This is a genomic window from Faecalibacterium sp. An121 (assembly GCF_002160915.1).
Taxonomy (GTDB): Bacteria; Bacillota; Clostridia; order Oscillospirales; family Ruminococcaceae; genus Faecalibacterium; species Faecalibacterium avium.
Genome location: NZ_NFLM01000026.1, coordinates 1 through 15,825, shown reverse-complemented (window position 1 = coordinate 15,825; position 15,825 = coordinate 1). Strand labels below are relative to the sequence as shown.

General features: G+C 64.9%; 15 protein-coding genes and 1 tRNA gene. 1 reads left to right on the top strand and 15 read right to left on the bottom strand.

All coding sequences use genetic code 11. The features are described from left to right. Nucleotides 1–67 precede the first annotated feature (67 nt). From B5E66_RS13190 to ruvC, 14 genes are all read right to left on the bottom strand, one after another. On the bottom strand, nt 68–229 hold the full coding sequence (locus tag B5E66_RS13190) for a hypothetical protein (protein WP_164474877.1): 162 nt from the start codon (nt 227–229) through the stop codon (nt 68–70). Between the two features lie 34 nt (nt 230–263). Next, nucleotides 264–1,220, bottom strand: coding sequence for a pectinesterase family protein (locus B5E66_RS11405; protein WP_087233140.1), 957 nt, complete (start codon nt 1,218–1,220; stop codon nt 264–266). A 157-nt stretch (nt 1,221–1,377) separates the two neighbouring features. Then, entirely contained in the window at nt 1,378–3,690 is a 2,313-nt protein-coding gene (locus B5E66_RS11400) for an ATP-dependent Clp protease ATP-binding subunit (protein WP_087233137.1), read from the bottom strand. Between the two features lie 53 nt (nt 3,691–3,743). After that, complete coding sequence (locus B5E66_RS11395) at nt 3,744–4,433, bottom strand: hypothetical protein (protein ID WP_242958171.1); 690 nt, start codon at nt 4,431–4,433, stop codon at nt 3,744–3,746. A gap of 49 nt (nt 4,434–4,482) precedes the next feature. Further along, the gene (locus tag B5E66_RS11390) at nt 4,483–5,718 is read right to left on the bottom strand and encodes a DUF5711 family protein (protein ID WP_087233131.1); all 1,236 of its coding nucleotides are present in this window, start codon (nt 5,716–5,718) and stop codon (nt 4,483–4,485) included. After that, entirely contained in the window at nt 5,715–6,473 is a 759-nt protein-coding gene (truA, locus tag B5E66_RS11385; RefSeq protein WP_087233128.1) for a tRNA pseudouridine(38-40) synthase TruA, read from the bottom strand. Before truA ends, B5E66_RS11390 begins: the two co-directional genes overlap by 4 nt. Before the next feature lie 99 nt (nt 6,474–6,572). Next, a complete protein-coding gene (locus B5E66_RS11380) occupies nt 6,573–7,388 on the bottom strand; it encodes an energy-coupling factor transporter transmembrane component T family protein (RefSeq protein WP_087233125.1) in 816 nt (271 codons plus the stop codon). Further along, entirely contained in the window at nt 7,385–8,308 is a 924-nt protein-coding gene (locus B5E66_RS11375) for an energy-coupling factor transporter ATPase (protein ID WP_087233122.1), read from the bottom strand. Before B5E66_RS11375 ends, B5E66_RS11380 begins: the two co-directional genes overlap by 4 nt. Nucleotides 8,309–8,320: 12 nt before the next feature. Continuing rightward, nucleotides 8,321–9,160 carry an energy-coupling factor transporter ATPase gene (locus B5E66_RS11370; protein ID WP_087233119.1) on the bottom strand — a complete coding sequence of 280 codons (840 nt, stop codon included), beginning with the start codon at nt 9,158–9,160 and terminating at the stop codon, nt 8,321–8,323. A 76-nt stretch (nt 9,161–9,236) separates the two neighbouring features. Further along, complete coding sequence (locus B5E66_RS11365) at nt 9,237–10,115, bottom strand: class I SAM-dependent methyltransferase (protein WP_087233116.1); 879 nt, start codon at nt 10,113–10,115, stop codon at nt 9,237–9,239. 16 nt (nt 10,116–10,131) lie between these two features. Continuing rightward, complete coding sequence (glmM, locus tag B5E66_RS11360; protein WP_087233113.1) at nt 10,132–11,487, bottom strand: phosphoglucosamine mutase; 1,356 nt, start codon at nt 11,485–11,487, stop codon at nt 10,132–10,134. A gap of 66 nt (nt 11,488–11,553) precedes the next feature. Further along, nucleotides 11,554–12,576: a Holliday junction branch migration DNA helicase RuvB gene (gene ruvB / locus B5E66_RS11355; protein ID WP_446718513.1), complete on the bottom strand. Its 1,023-nt coding sequence runs from the start codon at nt 12,574–12,576 to the stop codon at nt 11,554–11,556. A gap of 33 nt (nt 12,577–12,609) precedes the next feature. Next, the gene (ruvA, locus tag B5E66_RS11350; RefSeq protein WP_087233107.1) at nt 12,610–13,218 is read right to left on the bottom strand and encodes a Holliday junction branch migration protein RuvA; all 609 of its coding nucleotides are present in this window, start codon (nt 13,216–13,218) and stop codon (nt 12,610–12,612) included. Nucleotides 13,219–13,241: 23 nt separating this feature from the next. Beyond that, nucleotides 13,242–13,754: a crossover junction endodeoxyribonuclease RuvC gene (gene ruvC / locus B5E66_RS11345; RefSeq protein WP_087233104.1), complete on the bottom strand. Its 513-nt coding sequence runs from the start codon at nt 13,752–13,754 to the stop codon at nt 13,242–13,244. Between the two features lie 247 nt (nt 13,755–14,001). Here ruvC and B5E66_RS11340 point away from each other — a divergent pair. Then, nucleotides 14,002–14,077, top strand: a tRNA-Val gene (locus B5E66_RS11340). A 185-nt stretch (nt 14,078–14,262) separates the two neighbouring features. Here B5E66_RS11340 and B5E66_RS11335 read toward each other — a convergent pair. Next, on the bottom strand, nt 14,263–15,825 hold a 1,563-nt coding region (locus B5E66_RS11335), incomplete at its 5' end, for an alpha-amylase family glycosyl hydrolase (protein ID WP_143406987.1).

Here is a 15,825-nt window from a genome sequence, read left to right as displayed (position 1 = left end):
TCCCTGTATGTGTCCCGTCCATCCGCACATGTCGGCTGGACGGGACATTTTTGTTGTTTTTCCGTTTTTATGCAGGTACGCTGCTGCTCTGGTAGATGCCGAAGGTATCGTCCGGGTCGGGCATATCCACCCGGGAAGCCCGGTCATCCACCGCCAGCATCAGAGCGCCCAGCACCACCAGTGCCAGTACCACTACCAGCCATTTGAGCCAATCCGGCAGACGCTGCATCGGCCTGTCCCTTCCTTTCCGATCCCTGTTCCTTTCATTCGGGGCGGCACCGTTTGCGGGCCTGGATCAGCACTTCTCCCGCCTCCCGGGCGGACAGCATCTTTACCAGGCCCCCCTGCCGCTCTTTGGCGCCGGGGCCGGTGTTGCCCTCCTCTGCAAAGAAGGCTTTGTCCCAGTCCGAGCGGTTGTTCCAGGGGCAGAAGCCCTCCGGCGCAATGTGCTGGCCCAGCCGGCACTCCAGTACCGCGGTCTTGCCGGTGGGACGCCAGGGGCGGCCCAGATACACCGAGCCGGCGGGACAGTCCGACACAAAGTCGCAGTCCCAAAATACGAACCCCAGCCCATCCGGCGGGGTGGACGGGGCGGTGACATAGCCGCGGCCTTCCCGGCCGGGTCCGTTGTCCACCGAGCGCACCACGCACTGTTCAAACAGAGCGTCGCCCCCGCCAAAGATGAAGTCGATGTCCCCTTCGATGACGCACCCCTGGTAATACTGGGCGCTGGGCCGCCGCGGCGCAAACACCCGGGGCCCCAAAAAGCCGTCCTTCTCCCGCTCTTTCTCGGGCAGGGGCGCACAGAACAGGGTATCCTGGTTGCCCAGCAGCCGCACATGGCGGAAAGCCGCCCGCCGGCTGTCCACATAGGCCGCAATGGCCTGGCCCACCTGGGCCCCGGGACCGGCGTCGTTCTGGATGGTCATATCCTCTACCGTCAGATCGTCCCCGCTGAAAAATGCGGTCCAGCTGCGGAAGGTATGGGTGGGGCGGCCGTCCCGGTGGGGCAGCTTGCCGCCGTCGTTCCACACCAGGCGGGTCTGTTCCATCCCCGCCCCCTTCAGGGTGATCTGCTGTTTTTCGCATACAAGTTTTTCCCGGTAGGTGCCCGGGCCGATCAGGATCCGGGCAGGGGTATCATAAGGCACTGCCATAACAGCTTCGCCGATGCTGGCAAAGTTGCCGCTGCCGTCCTGCGCTACGGTGATGGTAAGCATGGTTCCAGCCTCCATGGGCCATAGGCCCCTCTGTCATCTGCTTTCGGTCCTCCCCAGTATACAACATCCGGCCTGCGAATTGCAATGAAAGCCCATCCCCCGGCTCAGATTTCACAGTTTGCTCAAGCGGGCGGGCAGGGGGCTTTGGAGCGCGATCTCAGGTGCGCAGCACCACGCTGCCCGCCTCGGCATCCACCGTCAGGCTGCCGCCCATGGCCAGCTCCCCGTCGATGATGCGGCTGGCGGCGGGGTCCTCCACCTGTTTGCGGATGATCCGCCGCAGGTCGCGGGCGCCAAACTTGCCGCCCTGGCACTGGGCCACCAGAGCCTTGAGGGCCTCGGGGGTGTAGCTGTAAGCGATGCCCTTGGCCTCCATGCCGGCGCGGTATTCCTCCAGCATCAGGGCCGCGATCTTCTCCAGCACCTCGCCGCCGAGGGGTTTGAACACCACGATCTCATCCACACGGCCCAGGAATTCGGGCCGCAGGAAGCTGCTCAGGGCCTTCATGGTCTTATCCTCGTTCATCTGCTCGGCGCTCTTGTTGAAGCCCAGACTCCCGGTGCCGTGCTCGGAGGAGCCGGCGTTGGAGGTCATGCAGATGACCGTGTTGGAAAAGTCCACCGTGCGGCCCTGGGCGTCGTTGATCTTGCCCTCGTCCAGGATCTGCAGCAGGATGTTCATGACATCGGGGTGGGCCTTTTCGATCTCGTCGAACAGCACCACGCTGTAGGGGCGGCGGCGGACCTTCTCGGTCAGCTGGCCGGCCTCCTCATAGCCCACATAGCCCGGAGGCGACCCGATCATCCGGGATACGGCGTATTTCTCCATATATTCGCTCATGTCCAGCCGGATCAGGGGATCGGGACCCGAGAACAGCTGGCTGGCCAGCTGCTTGACCAGCTCGGTCTTGCCCACGCCGGTGGGGCCCACAAAGATGAAGCTGGCCGGACGGCGGCGGCCCGCCAGGTCGGCGCGGCTGCGCTTGACCGCCTGGGCCACCAGGTGCACCGCCTCGTCCTGGCCGATGATCTTCTTTTTCAGCTCATCCTCCAGGCCGGCCAGGCGGACGTACTCCGTCTCCCGGATCTTGACCGCCGGGATGCCGGTCCACAGCTCGATCACCCGGGCCAGGTCGTCCATCGACACCTGGATCTCGCTGGCAGCCGCCTGTTTGGCGGGCACCTCGGCCTCCAGCTGGGCGATGCGGGTCTTGCGCTCGGCCACTGCCTCGTAGTCGATGGGCTGGTCGGCCGAGTCCGTCTCCATCTCCGCTTCCTCCTGCCGGAGGGCGTCCAGCTCCTTCTGGGCCTCCAGATAGGCCGAGATCTCGGGGTGGGCCAGGTTGCAGCTGGCGCAGGCCTCGTCCAGCAGGTCGATGGCCTTGTCGGGCAGGTAGCGGTCGGTGATGTACCGCTCCGACAGGGTGACGGCGGCGCTGACCACGGCGGGCGGCACCTGAACATGGTGGTACGCCTCGTAGTAGCGCTTGATGCCGTTCATCACGGCGATGGTATCCGAAATGCTGGGCTCCTCCACCCGCACCGGCTGGAACCGGCGCTCCAGGGCCTGGTCCTTTTCGATATACTTGCGGTACTCCGCAAAGGTGGTGGCGCCGATGACCTGGATCTCCCCGCGGGAAAGGGCGGGCTTGAGGATATTGCCCGCGTTCATGGCGCCCTCGCTCTCGCCGGCGGCGGTGATGGTGTGGATCTCGTCAATGAACAGGATCACGTTGCCCGCCTGGCGGACCTCGTTCAGCAGGCCCTTGACCCGCTGCTCAAACTGGCCGCGGAACTGGGTGCCCGCCACCAGGGCGGTCAGGTCCAGCAGATAGATCTCCTTGTCCTTCAGCTGGGCCGGCACCTGCCCGGCGGCGATCCGCTCGGCGATGCCCTCGGCAATGGCGGTCTTGCCCACGCCGGCCTCGCCGATCAGGCAGGGGTTGTTCTTCTGACGGCGGGACAGGATCTGGATGGTGCGGTAGATCTCCCGGTCCCGGCCCACGATGTTGTCCAGCTTGCCGGCGCGGGCCTTGGCCACCAGGTTCTCACAGTAGGTGTCCAGGTATTTGCGGCGGGGCGGCTTTTTGCCCCCCTTGCCGTTTTTGGGGCCCTGGCCGCCCTGGCTGCCCTCCTGGCTGTTGATGCTCAGCGGGAAGGTGGCGTTGCCGCCCGGGGTAAAGCCGTCGGTATCCTCCCCGCCGTCATCGCCGCCGTCCTGCTGCATCCCCATCATCATGGCCAGGGGGTTGGCGCCGTCCCCCATCTCTTCCATCATGGAATCCATCCGGTCTTCCATATTGTCCATATCCTGTTCGGACATACCGAACTGCTTCATCAGGTCCTCCACGGGCTTGATGTGCATTTCACGGGCGCAGTGCAGGCAGTAGCCCTCCTGCTTCATCTGGCCATTCTCCATCCGCTGGATGAAGATGATGGCCGGTCTTTTTTTGCATCGAACGCAAACCATAGGCGTTTCCTCCTATCGCAAAGCCTTGCCCAATCCACTCTCTATTTCATGCGCTATACAAACGGGTTGATGAGGCTGAAGATTTGATAATAAAAGCTGCCGCTCAGGGTGGTCTCATTCAGGGCGGGCAGATTGCCCCCGGTAATGACCATCAGGGCCCAGACCACGCACAGCAGCAAAAACAGGTCTGCCACCCCTGCCAGGGCTCCCACAGAGACCCCCAGCCACCGGTTGACCGCCCCGATCACCGGCAGGTGGTTGACCAGTCCCAGCACGGTGACCAGCAGGCTGATCAGCATACGCAGGGCGGCGAAGCACAGAAAGAACAGCACCACCGAAAACACCGGCGTCAGCAGCGGACGCACCACGTCCTGGACGATGGTGTCCGCGATGACCAGCACGTTGTCGGTCAGAAGGCCGTCCAGCGCCCGCTGGCAGGCCTCCACCACCTGGCGGCGGATGCTCTCGGGCAGAAAGCCCGCATACCGCTGGGCGATCCGGTCCAGGTCGGCGGCGCCGCCCGCTGCCAGGCTGGCGGCGATCCGCTCCCGGAAGCTGCCCGCAAAAAAGCGGTCGAACACTTCCCCCGAGCCCCAGGCCGCCAGCTGCTGTGCTCCGACCAGGCTGAACAGGTTGCCGGCGATCTGCACCAGGGCGGCCAAAAGCCCCTTGCGGGCATAGTGTATGGTCAGGCCGATCCAGATCGCCGTACAAATAATATCAAAAAGAAATGACGGATTCATGAACATAGACAAAATTCTTATCAGACAGGCCGTCTGAGTGCCAAACTTTTTACGCTGCGGGCGGACTGCCGGCCTGTTCCTGGTCTTGGGCGGGGGGCGTGACCCGCCGGGCCATATTCTCGGTCAGGACGAACAGCCCGCCCTTGCCCGCCACCATGGCCTGGGGCCGGGCATCCAGAGGCATGCTCCACTGGTACGCCCCCTCCAGGGAGAAGCATTCCACCGAGCTGTCGCACAAAAGATAAAAGGCGTCCGCCGTCCACACAATGTCGTTGGCGCTGGGCACAGGGCCCTCGTAGCGGGTGTTCAGTCCGGCGTCCAGCGCCAGGGCGGTGGTGCTCAGCTGGCCGCTGCCCAGCAGGACGGCGGCCCCGCCCTGCCCCACCGACACGCCGGCCACCGCCGCGCCCCCGAACTCCCGGCGGGCCTGGACCGCGCCGCTGGAGCCAAAGAGAGCCGCGTGGGTATCGTACACGGCCAGCAGTCTGTCGTTGCTCATCCATTGCAGGTCCAGAGGGGTGCTGCCCGGCTCACTGGCCAGCAGCTGGGGTTCCCCTGCCCGCAGGTTGAGCAGATACAGGTTGGAGATGATCTGGCCCTCCTGGGCGGTCACCGCCGCAATGGCCAGCTGGGTGCCGTCGGGGGAAAAGTCCATCCGCATGGGCACCCCCTCGGCGGTGGTCAGGCTCCAGGTCAGCAGCTCCTTCCGGTGGGAGTCATAGACGGTCAGCAGCGCGAACTTGCGCACGTCGTCGGTGGCCACCGCCAGCTCTCCGCCGTTGCTCAGCGCGCACAGGAAGATGCTGCCCTCGGTCTGGCGGGTGTACATCTCCCGGGTGCGGCTCTCCACACGCAGCTCGCTGCCCGAGCGGTTGTACAGCACAAAGCCGTTTTTGCCCGCCGCGATGGCAGGCCGGGCATAGCCGGTGCTGATGGTGTTCAGACGTCCGCCGCTGTCGGCCAAGACGGCGCAGCCGTCCTCCCCCAGCACCACAAAGCTGTCCCCCAGGCTCTCGGCCTGGTAGACATTCCCCACCCCCGTCTGCTGGGGAAAGCCCTGCTCCGGCATCAGCGCGATGCGCACCGAGTCGGCCAGGTCCTCCAGCACCATCACCGAGGTGTTGACCAGCCCGGTCAGGTAGATGACCAGCGCCGCCACCACTGCCACCAGCAGCGCGGTGCGCCGCAGCCGGCGGTTGTTCACGCGGCGGCGGGCGGCCTCCAGATATTCGATCCGGCCCGCGGACATCTCCTCCATGCGGGCCTTCCGGCCGGTCTTTCTCATCCCTCTGCTTCCTTTCCGTAGTCTACATGGTGCAAAAACAGCCCCTTGGCCGGCAGGGTAGGCCCGGCCTGCCGGCGGTCCCGGCTGGCCAGGATCCGGGGCACTGCGTCCGGCTCCAGCCGGCCCGCCCCCACCTCACACAGGGTGCCCGCCAGGATGCGCACCATATTGTACAGGTAGCCGTCCGCCGTCACCGTGATCTCCACCGTATCCCCCCGGCGGGACACATCGCACCGGGTGATGGTGCGGACGGTATCCCCATGGGCCGCCGCCGAGCTGTGGGCGGCGCACAGGGCCAGGAAATCATGCCGCCCCACAAAATGCGCCGCCGCCCGGGCCATTTTTTCCTCGTCCAGGCGGCCGGGCATCCGGCAGTAATACCGCTCCTCAAAGGGGGAGTCGATGGGGCTGTTGTGGATGCGGTAGAGGTAGGTCTTGGTGTGGGCCGCATACCGCGCATGGAACCCGTCGGGCACCTGCCGGGCCTTCAGCACCCGGATGTCCCGGGGGAGTTTGGTGTTCAGGGCCAGGGGCAGCTTCTGGGGCGGGATGGCCAGTTCGGCCTCAAAGCTGAGGGCAAAGCCCAGAGCGTGCACCCCCGCGTCGGTGCGGCTGCACCCCTTGATATCCGGCCGGCAGCCGATCACCGCCTCCAGTCCATCCTGGAAGGCGGCCGCCACGCTGCGCCCGTTGGGCTGCACCTGAAAGCCGCAGTATTCAGTCCCGTCAAAAGCCAGGGTCAGCAGCCAGGTCATACCAGCGCTCCTTTCAATGTAACATGGTTCTTTGGCGAAAATGGGAAAAGAACAACGACAGGGCCGCCGGGCAGGCCCGGGGCCCCGTATTGCAGCTCTTTAATAGTTGGGGAACACCATGCGGGAGGACAGGATGACCAGAAAGCACACGATGCAGAACGCCAGGTCGATGTAGTCCTGGCCGCAGCACCGCAGCACCTTGAGCCGGGTGCGGCCCTCGCCGCCCCGGTAGCACCGGCATTCCATGGCCATGGCCAGCTCATCGGCACGGCGGAACGCCGAGATGAACAGCGGGATCAGCACCGGCACCAGCGCCTTGACCCGGTCGGTCAGTTTGCCGGTGTCCAGCATGGCCCCGCGGGCTTTCTGGGCGTTCATGATCTTGTCGGTCTCCTCGATCAGGGTGGGGATGAACCGCAGGGCGATGCTCATCATCATGGCCAGCTCGTGCACCGGGAAGCGCAGCCGGGCCAGCGGGCGCAGCAGCGCCTCGATGGCGTCGGTCAGGACGATGGGGCTGGTGGTATAGGTCAAAAGGCTTGTCCCCGCGATCAGGGCGGCCACCCGCACCGCCATCACGACGGCATAGCGGACGCCGGCGGCGTAGATGGTCACAAAGCCCCAGCGGAACAGCGGCTCCCCCTCCCCGCTGACAAAGAACACGTTGAGCACTGCGGTGAACAGGATGATGGGCAGGATGGGTTTGAGGCTCCGCCCGATCATCTTGAGGGGGATCTGGGCCACCAGGTACATGGCGGCCAGAAAGACCACCGACAGGGCCAGGCCCAGGGGGTTGGATGCGGCGAACAGCACCGCGATATAGACGATGGTCAGCACCAGCTTGAGCCGCGGGTCAAAGCGGTGCACCAGGCTGTTGCCCGGGAAGTGCTGGCCGATGGTGATGTCACGGATCATTCTGCGGCGCCCCCTTTCTGCGCGGCGCTGCCCGGGCGGGGCAGTTCCAGGCTCTCCCCTGCGTCATGGCGGGCCTTGGCCTCCACCAGCTTTTTGACGGCATAGGGGATGGTATACACATCCGCCGGCACATCGATGCCCATTTGGCGCAGCTTGAGGAAGATCTTGGTCACCTGGGGCACCGACAGGCCCAGAGCCAGCAGTTCCTCGGCCCGGGCAAAGACGTTTTCCACTGTGTCATACATGGCCACCTTGCGCTGGGCCATCACCAGCACCCGGTCCGCATAGCGGGCGATGTCCTCCATGCTGTGGGACACCAGCAGCACCGTGACCCCCGTTTTTTTGTGGTATTCCCGGATGGCCGACAAGATCGAATCCCGCCCTTCCGGGTCCAGTCCGGCAGCCGGCTCGTCCAGCACCAGGATGCGGGGCTCCATGGCCATCACGCCGGCCACGGCCACCCGGCGCTTCTGGCCGCCCGACAGCTCAAAGGGGCTGCGGTCCAGCAGCTTTTCGTCCAGGCCCACAAAGCGCGCCGCCTCCCGTACCCGGCGGTCGATCTCCGGTTCGTCCAGGCCCATGTTCCTGGGTCCGAAGGCGATGTCCTTATAGCAGGTCTCCTCAAACAGCTGGTATTCGGGATACTGGAACACCAGCCCGGTCAAAAACCGGAAATCCCGGATCTTGCCCGGGTCCGCCCAGACGTCCCGGCCGTCGATGATGATCCGGCCGCTGGTGGGGCGGTTGAGGCCGTTCATGTGGGCGATCAGGGTGCTCTTGCCCGAGCCCGTGGCCCCGATGATGCCCACGAAGTCCCCTTCTTCCACCTCAAAGCTGACGTCGTCCAGGGCGGTGACCGCCCCGGGCATCCCGGGGTTGTACACATAGGAAAGGTGTTCTACCTTGATGATGCTTGCCATATCCGCCCTCCCTCACTTCAGCAGCTCATAGAGAGCCTGCGCGCATTCTCCCGGGTCGATGATCCCTTCGGGCATGGGGATGCCCGCCCGCACCAGCTCGTCCCGCAGCTCGGCGGCCTGGGGCACATCCAGGTGCAGCGCCCGGACCCGGTCGGTCTGGCTGAACACCTCTTTGGGGGTGCCCTCCATCACGATCCGGCCATGGCTCATCACCACCACCCGGTCGGCCTGGGCGGCTTCTTCCATATAGTGGGTGATGGCCACCACCGTGATGCCCATATCCCGGTTGAGCCGGTGGATGGTCTGCATCACCTGTTCCCGGCCCCGGGGGTCGAGCATGGCCGTGGCCTCGTCCAGCACGATGCAGTCGGGGCTCATGGCCACCACGCCGGCGATGGCCACCCGCTGTTTCTGCCCGCCCGACAGGTTATGCGGGGGGCGGTGGCGCATCTCGTAGATGCCGGTCATCTTCATGGCGTCGTCGATGCGGCGGCGCATCTCTCCGGTGGGGACGCCCAGGTTTTCCAGGGCGAAGGCCACATCCTCCTCCACCACGGTGGCCACGATCTGGTTGTCCGGATTCTGGAACACCATCCCCACCTTCTGGCGGATGTCATACAGTTTGCTGTCGTCGGCGGTGTCCATCCCCTCCACCGTCACGGTGCCGCTCTCGGGCAGCAGGATGGCGTTGAAGTGCTTGGCCAGGGTGGACTTGCCGCACCCGTTGGCCCCCAGCACCGCCACGAACTCTCCCCGCCTGACCCCCACCGACACCCCGTCCAGTGCATAGGGGCCGTTTTCAGGGTCGTAGCGGAAACGCAGGTCCTTTGCCTGCAAAATGGTCTCGTTCATCTTTCGCTCTCTTTTCCGGTGGCGCGCCCGCCTTCTGCCCGGGCTGCGCCCCATTCTCAGGATCGTCTTTTGTTTTTTACAGCGCCTCCCAGATGGCGGTAGAGCCGCAGGGCACTACCCCTCCGGTGGCGGTCACCGGCAGCCCGATCTCGTCGCAGCTGGCGCCGCCCCCGAACCGGGGCACCAGGGTGGTCTTGAGGATATATTCCATCACCGCCGGGCTCAGCCCTGCGGTGTAGCTGTTGATGGCAAAGAACAGCGGCTGGCTGCCCAGCAGGTCGGCGCACTGGCAGATCAGGTCGTAGACGCAGTCCTCCAGCTTCCACACCTCGCCCCCGGGCCCCCGGCCATAGCTGGGCGGGTCCATGATGATGGCGTCGTAGGTGCTGCCCCGGCGCTTTTCCCTGGCCACGAACTTGGTGCAGTCATCCACCAGCCAGCGGATGGGCCGGCCGGCCAGGCCGCTGGCGGCGGCGTTCTCCTTGCCCCACTGCACCATCCCCTTGGAGGCGTCCACATGGCACACCGAGGCCCCTGCCGCCGCGCAGGCCAGGGTGGCCCCGCCGGTGTAGCCGAACAGGTTCAGCACCCGGATGGGCCGGCCCGCAGCCCGGATCTTGCGGCCATACCAGGCCCAGTTGACCGCCTGTTCGGGAAAGACGCCGGTATGCTTGAAACCGGTGGGGCTGACGATCAAAGTCAGCCGGTCCTCCCCTTCGCCGCAGTGGATCTGCCAGCGTTCGGGCAGGGAGCGGCGGTATTCCCACTGGCCGCCCCCCTTGCTCGAGCGGTGGTAGACGGCGTCCGCCTTGGCCCACAGGGGGCTCTGGGGGGCGCTTTTCCACACCACCTGGGGGTCGGGCCGCACCAGCAGGGCCGTGCCCCACCGCTCCAGCCGGTTGCCCCCGGTGGCGTCCAGTAATTCATAATCCTTCCAGCTGTCGGCTGCTCTCATGGTCTGCCCTTTCTTTTCACTTGTTCAAAATGCGGCGCCCGATCCGCTCCACGATCCGCTGGGCGCAGGCCTGGATCTCCTCCAGATCCTCGCCTTCCACCATCACCCGGATCTTGGGCTCGGTGCCCGACACGCGCACCAGCACCCGGCCCATCCCCATCAGCTTCTGCTGCTCGTTCTCGATGAAGCCGGCCAGCACCTCGTCCTCTTTATAGGCGGCCTTCTGGGCGGCGTTGGCCTCCACGTTGATCAGCACCTGGGGGAACTGGGCGTAGATGCCGTTCAGCTCGCTCATCTTTTTGCCGCTCTCGGCCAGCAGTTTGAGCAGCTTGCCGGCGGTCAGCTCCCCGTCGCCGGTGGTGGCGTGGTGCAGCAGGATCACATGGCCGCTCTGTTCGCCGCCGATGGCGTAGCCGTTTTCCCGCATATTCTCCAGCACATACCGGTCGCCCACGGCGGTCTTTTCGGTGCGGATGCCCTGGCACTCCATGAACTTGACAAAGCCCAGGTTGGACATGACGGTGACCACGGCGGTATCGGCGTCCAGCCGGCCCTTCTGCTTCATCATCATGGCCAGCAGGGCGATGATCTTGTCGCCGTCGATCTCCCGGCCCTGCTCATCGCAGGCCAGGCACCGGTCGGCGTCCCCGTCAAAGGCGATGCCGCAGTCATAGCCGCCCTCCACCACCTCTTTTTCCAGCTTCTCCAGATGGGTGCTGCCCACCCCGTCGTTGATGTTGCGGCCATCGGGCGTGACGCCGAGGAAGCTGCACCGTGCCCCCAGCCGGGGGAACAGCTTCTGGGCCACTGCGGCGGCGGCTCCGTTGGCGCAGTCGATGCAGATGTTCAGCCCGGACAGGTCCCCGTTGATGGCCTCATAGAGGTGGTCCACATAGTCCCGCAGGCCGTCGGAGCGGAAGGAGACCTGCCCCACCCCGGCGCCGGTGGCCAGGGGGATATCCTTGCAATCGTTGTCGATGTGGGCTTCGATCCGCCCTTCCACCTCGTCGGGCAGCTTGTAGCCGGTGGAGGCGAACACCTTGATGCCATTGAACTCCATCGGATTGTGGGAGGCCGAGATGACCACGCCCGCGTCCGCCTTGTACTTGGTGACCAGATAGGCCACCGCAGGGGTGGGCAGCACCCCCAGGGTCTCCACGTCAGCCCCCACGCTGCACAGGCCGGCGGTCAGCGCCGCCTCCAGCATATCTCCCGACTGGCGGGTGTCCTTGCCGATCAGGATGCGGGGCTTGCGGCCGGTGCCGTCGGTGAGGACGGCGGCCACCCCCCGGCCCAGCTTCATGGCCAGCTCACAGGTCAGATCGGCGCCTGCAATGCCCCGGACGCCGTCGGTGCCAAAATACTTTCCCATAGTGTCAGATCCCTTCTTCTCAGGCCGCAGCGCGGCTCCTTCTATCAAAACAGTATGTCAAAACGGTCAAAACATACTCTGCTGGCCGCTGTCCTCAGGGGAAAGGTCCTCGGGCGGGCGCATCCCCAGATGCTGGTAGGCCAGATGGGTGACGCAGCGGCCCCGCGGGGTACGGGTGAGGAAGCCCATCTGCATCAGATAGGGCTCGCACAGGTCCTCCAGGGTGACGGCCTCCTCCCCCAGCGCAGCGGCCAGGGTCTCCAGGCCCACCGGCCCTCCGCCGTACATCTCGATGATGGCCCGCAGCAGGCTGCGGTCCAGCTCGTCCAGGCCCAGTTCGTCCACATCCATCCGGCGCAGAGCCATCAGGCAGACCTCCCGGTCGATCACGCCGTCCCCCAGCACGGTGGCAAAATCCCGCACCCGCTTGAGAAAGCGGTTGGCCACACGGGGGGTGCCCCGGCTGCGTTTGGCCAGCTCGTAGGCGCCCTCGGGGGTGATGGGCTGGTCCAGGATGCCGGCGCTGCGCCGGATGATCTGGGCCAGCTCGTCCGGGCTGTACAGTTCCAGCTTGAGCAGCACCCCGAAGCGGTCCCGCAGCGGGCCGGTCAGCTGGCCCGCCCGCGTGGTGGCCCCCACCAGGGTGAAGTGGGGAAGGTTGATCCGGATGCTCTGGGCGCTGGGCCCCTTTCCGATGATGATATCCAGGGCGTAATCCTCCAGCGCCGGATAGAGCACTTCCTCCACCTGACGGGACAGCCGGTGGATCTCGTCGATGAACAGCACGTCCCCTTCCTGGAGGTTGGTCAGCAAAGCGGCCAGGTCCCCGGGCTTTTCGATGGCGGGGCCGCTGGTGATCCGGATCTGCACCCCCATCTCGTTGGCAATGATCCCCGCCAGGGTGGTCTTGCCCAGGCCCGGAGGGCCGTAGAGCAGCACATGGTCCATGGCCTCGCCCCGGCGGCGGGCCGCCTCCAGGTAGACCTTCAGGTTCTGCTTGACCTTTTCCTGCCCGATATAGTCCTCCAGATGCTGCGGGCGGAGGTTGTTTTCCTCGGTGTCCGCAGCGGTCAGGCCGGGCTGCATCATTTTTGCGCCATAGATCGCTTGGTCCTGCATGGTTTATCTCCCCCCTGCCATCCCCCGCAGCGCCAGGCGGATGATCTCCTCCACCGGCAGCACAGGGTCGATCTTGGAAATGGCCACCGCCGCCTCGCTCTGGCTGTACCCCAGGGATACCAGCGCCGCAATGGCCTGGGCGCCGGTCTGGCCGCCGGCTGCCGCCGACACCCCCGAGAGGTCCTCCAGCACCGCAGAGCCCGCAGCGCCCTTGGCCACCTTATCTTTCAATTCCAGCACGATGCGCTGGGCCAGCTTGGGCCCTACCCCGCTGGCCGCCTTGAAGGCCTTGTGGTCCCCGGCGGACACCGCCAGGTAGACCCGGTCCGGTTCCATGACGCTGAGGATGGCCAGTCCCACCTTGGGCCCCACCCCCGACACCGCCGTCAGCAGCTTGAAGCAGTTCTGCTGCTCCTCGGTGGCAAAGCCGTAGAGGCTGATGTCGTTCTCGGTCACGTTCAAGACGGTGTAGAGGGTGGCCTCCGCCCCGGCGCCGGGCAGTGCCGCAGCCACAGAGGTGGGGCACTGGGCCAGATAGCCCACGCCGCCGCAGGCGACCACCACGCTGTCCAGCGTTTTTTTGACGATTTTCCCGTTCAGGCAATAGATCACGTTTTCCCCTCCCTCTCAGCTGGTCAGATCGGCCCGGGCCTGTGCACCGAAAGCCGCGTCAGCTGGTTGGCGCTGGTGTGGCAGAAGGTGATGGCCATGGCCAAAGCGTCGGCGGTATCATCGGGTTTGGGCACGGCGGGCAGATGCAGCAGGATGCGGGTCATCTCCTGCACCTGTTTTTTCACCGCCTTGCCATAGCCGGTCACCGCCTGTTTGACCTGCATGGGGGTGTATTCGTAGACGGGAAGCCCCGCCTGGGCCGCCGCCAGCAGGATGACCCCTCTGGCTTCCGCCACCCCGATGACGGTGGTCTGGTTGTGCTGATAGAACAGCTTCTCGATGGCCAGCACCTGGGGCCTGGTCCGGTGGATCACCCCGCACACGCCGTCGTAGACGGCCGCCAGACGTTCTTCAAAAGGCCGGCCTGCGTCGGTGGTCACCGCGCCGAAATCCACCGGCGTGAACCGGTTGCCTCCATAATCCACCACGCCCCAGCCCACAATGGCATAACCGGGGTCAATGCCCAACACTCTCACCCTCTGCGCCGACCTTCCTTTCCCGATTTTTGGCGCAGCACGCGCCGAAAAAGATACTGTAATAGTATAGCACAGCGCGGCAGGAATGGCAAATCACACCCTGCCCTCTTTTGATGTGCCGCGCCCCGGCGGCCGCAGCAGGGCCGCATACGGACTTTCGGACGATTTTGATTTTTTTGCATTTTCCTCTTGCATTTTGCCGCAGAATATGCTATGATAATCAGGCCGCACACCGCGGTACCGAGTTGGACGGTTAGCTCAGCTGGTAGAGCATCTGCTTGACGTGCAGGAGGTCACAGGTTCGAGTCCTGTACCGTCCACCAAACAAGGCGTATCCGAACCCAGTTCTCTACGAGGAAGGGTTCGGGTACGTTTTTTCTTTATCAAAAGTTGTTTGCAGGGAGGATAGAAGAAACGGAAGGTTTTCTGTCCCCTGAACCTGCAAATCCCCGCCCCGGCGAATGGATGAAGCATTCGTCCGAGCGGGGATTTTTTGCATGGATTTCGGTCAGGGATGGGCGGGTGTTCCTTTCCAGAGCCACCGGAAGCCAAAGGGCTCCAGAGGGACGTTTCCGGCATCGACGGCTTCACCGGTGACAAGATCCGTATAGAGGCCGGTTTCGCCGGTGCAGACTGTGCACCGCTCGCCGCCGAAGTTGTACAGGCCAATGAATGTTTCGCTCTCGTTCTCGCGGACAAGACCGAGGACCGCCCGGTTTTGGGTGTCGATGGTGTGAAACGGCACCCCGGCGTCAAAGACGCTGTGGCTGCGGCGCGCTTCCTCGATCCGGCGCAGGGCCGGGAACAGCTCGTTTTGCAGCGTGCCGGGTATGCTGCGGTTGGCGGCCAGCGCCCAGGGGAAGGCGCCGCGGTGGATGTAACGGCTGTCCGAAGCCTTTTCGGGGTCGTCTTTGTAGCTGTAATCGTTGAGCTGGCCGATCTCGTCCCCGCTGTACAGCACAGGGAGGCCCGACTGTGAGAGCATAAAGGCGTGAAGGGTCAGGTCGAGCCGGACGGCCTTTTCCTGCGCGGCCTTGTCCCCGGCGAAGCCGGCCCGCTCGATGCCGCAGAGGGAGGCCGTGGTGCCGCAGAGGCGGGCGTCCCCCAGGCGGGGGTCGTCGTTGTACAGCTCCCCGATGGCGAAGGAGTTCGCCGTCTTGCCGGTAAAGAAATCGTTCAGGTACTTTTTGTGCGGGACCTCCTGCATTCCGAACCGGGCCAGGAAATCGTAGTCAAGGCCCCAGCCGATGTCGTCGTGACAGCGCAGGTAGTTCTGGAAGATGCAGTTTTGGGGCAGACCGGCCAGGATGTCCAGCTGGCGGCGGAGCAGGGCGGTGTCGGCGGTGGCCACCGTGTGCCAGGTGGTGCACATGGTGGTGACATTGTACAGCATATGGCACTCGGGTTTGTCGGGGGTGCCGAAGTAGGGGGCGACCCGGGCCGGCTCCATCACCACTTCGCCCAGCAGCAGGACACTGGGGCAGACGATCTCGCAGATCATCCGGATCATCCGCACGATGGTGTGGACCTGGGGCAGGTTGCGGCAGCTGGTGCCCAGCTGCTTCCAGATGTAGGGCACCGCGTCCAGCCGCACCACGTCCACACCCTGGTTGACAAGGTAGAGCAGGTTGCCCGCCATCTCGTTGAAGACCACCGGATTTGCGTAATTCAGGTCCCACTGGTAGGGGTAAAAGGTGGTCATCACCATCTTCCGGCAGTCGGGCAGCCAGGTGAAGTTGCCCGGCGCAGTGGTGGGGAACACCTGCGGACAGGTCTGCTCGTACTGGTTGGGGATGGTGTCGTCGTCAAAGAAGAAGTACCGGTCCTGGTATTCTTTCTCTCCGGCGCAGGCGCGGCGGGCCCACTCGTGCTCCTCCGAGGTGTGGTTCATCACAAAGTCGAGGCAGACGCTGATTCCCTTTTGGTGGCAGGCGCTGGTCAGGGCGTTGAAATCCTCCATGGTGCCCAGTTCGGGCTGGATGGTGCGGAAATCCGCCACGGCATAGCCGCCGTCGCTTTTGCCCCGGGGGCTGGCCAGCAGAGGCATCAGGTGCAGGTAATTGACCCCGCA

Bases quoted from the DNA above. Each gene is read 5' to 3' on its own strand.
- B5E66_RS13190 (WP_164474877.1), bottom strand. From the start codon at position 229: ATGCAGCGTCTGCCGGATTGGCTCAAATGGCTGGTAGTGGTACTGGCA.
- B5E66_RS11405 (WP_087233140.1), bottom strand. From the start codon at position 1,220: ATGCTTACCATCACCGTAGCGCAGGACGGCAGCGGCAACTTTGCCAGC.
- B5E66_RS11400 (WP_087233137.1), bottom strand. From the start codon at position 3,690: ATGGTTTGCGTTCGATGCAAAAAAAGACCGGCCATCATCTTCATCCAG.
- B5E66_RS11395 (WP_242958171.1), bottom strand. From the start codon at position 4,433: ATGAATCCGTCATTTCTTTTTGATATTATTTGTACGGCGATCTGGATC.
- B5E66_RS11390 (WP_087233131.1), bottom strand. From the start codon at position 5,718: ATGAGAAAGACCGGCCGGAAGGCCCGCATGGAGGAGATGTCCGCGGGC.
- truA (WP_087233128.1), bottom strand. From the start codon at position 6,473: ATGACCTGGCTGCTGACCCTGGCTTTTGACGGGACTGAATACTGCGGC.
- B5E66_RS11380 (WP_087233125.1), bottom strand. From the start codon at position 7,388: ATGATCCGTGACATCACCATCGGCCAGCACTTCCCGGGCAACAGCCTG.
- B5E66_RS11375 (WP_087233122.1), bottom strand. From the start codon at position 8,308: ATGGCAAGCATCATCAAGGTAGAACACCTTTCCTATGTGTACAACCCC.
- B5E66_RS11370 (WP_087233119.1), bottom strand. From the start codon at position 9,160: ATGAACGAGACCATTTTGCAGGCAAAGGACCTGCGTTTCCGCTACGAC.
- B5E66_RS11365 (WP_087233116.1), bottom strand. From the start codon at position 10,115: ATGAGAGCAGCCGACAGCTGGAAGGATTATGAATTACTGGACGCCACC.
- glmM (WP_087233113.1), bottom strand. From the start codon at position 11,487: ATGGGAAAGTATTTTGGCACCGACGGCGTCCGGGGCATTGCAGGCGCC.
- ruvB (WP_446718513.1), bottom strand. From the start codon at position 12,576: ATGATGCAGCCCGGCCTGACCGCTGCGGACACCGAGGAAAACAACCTC.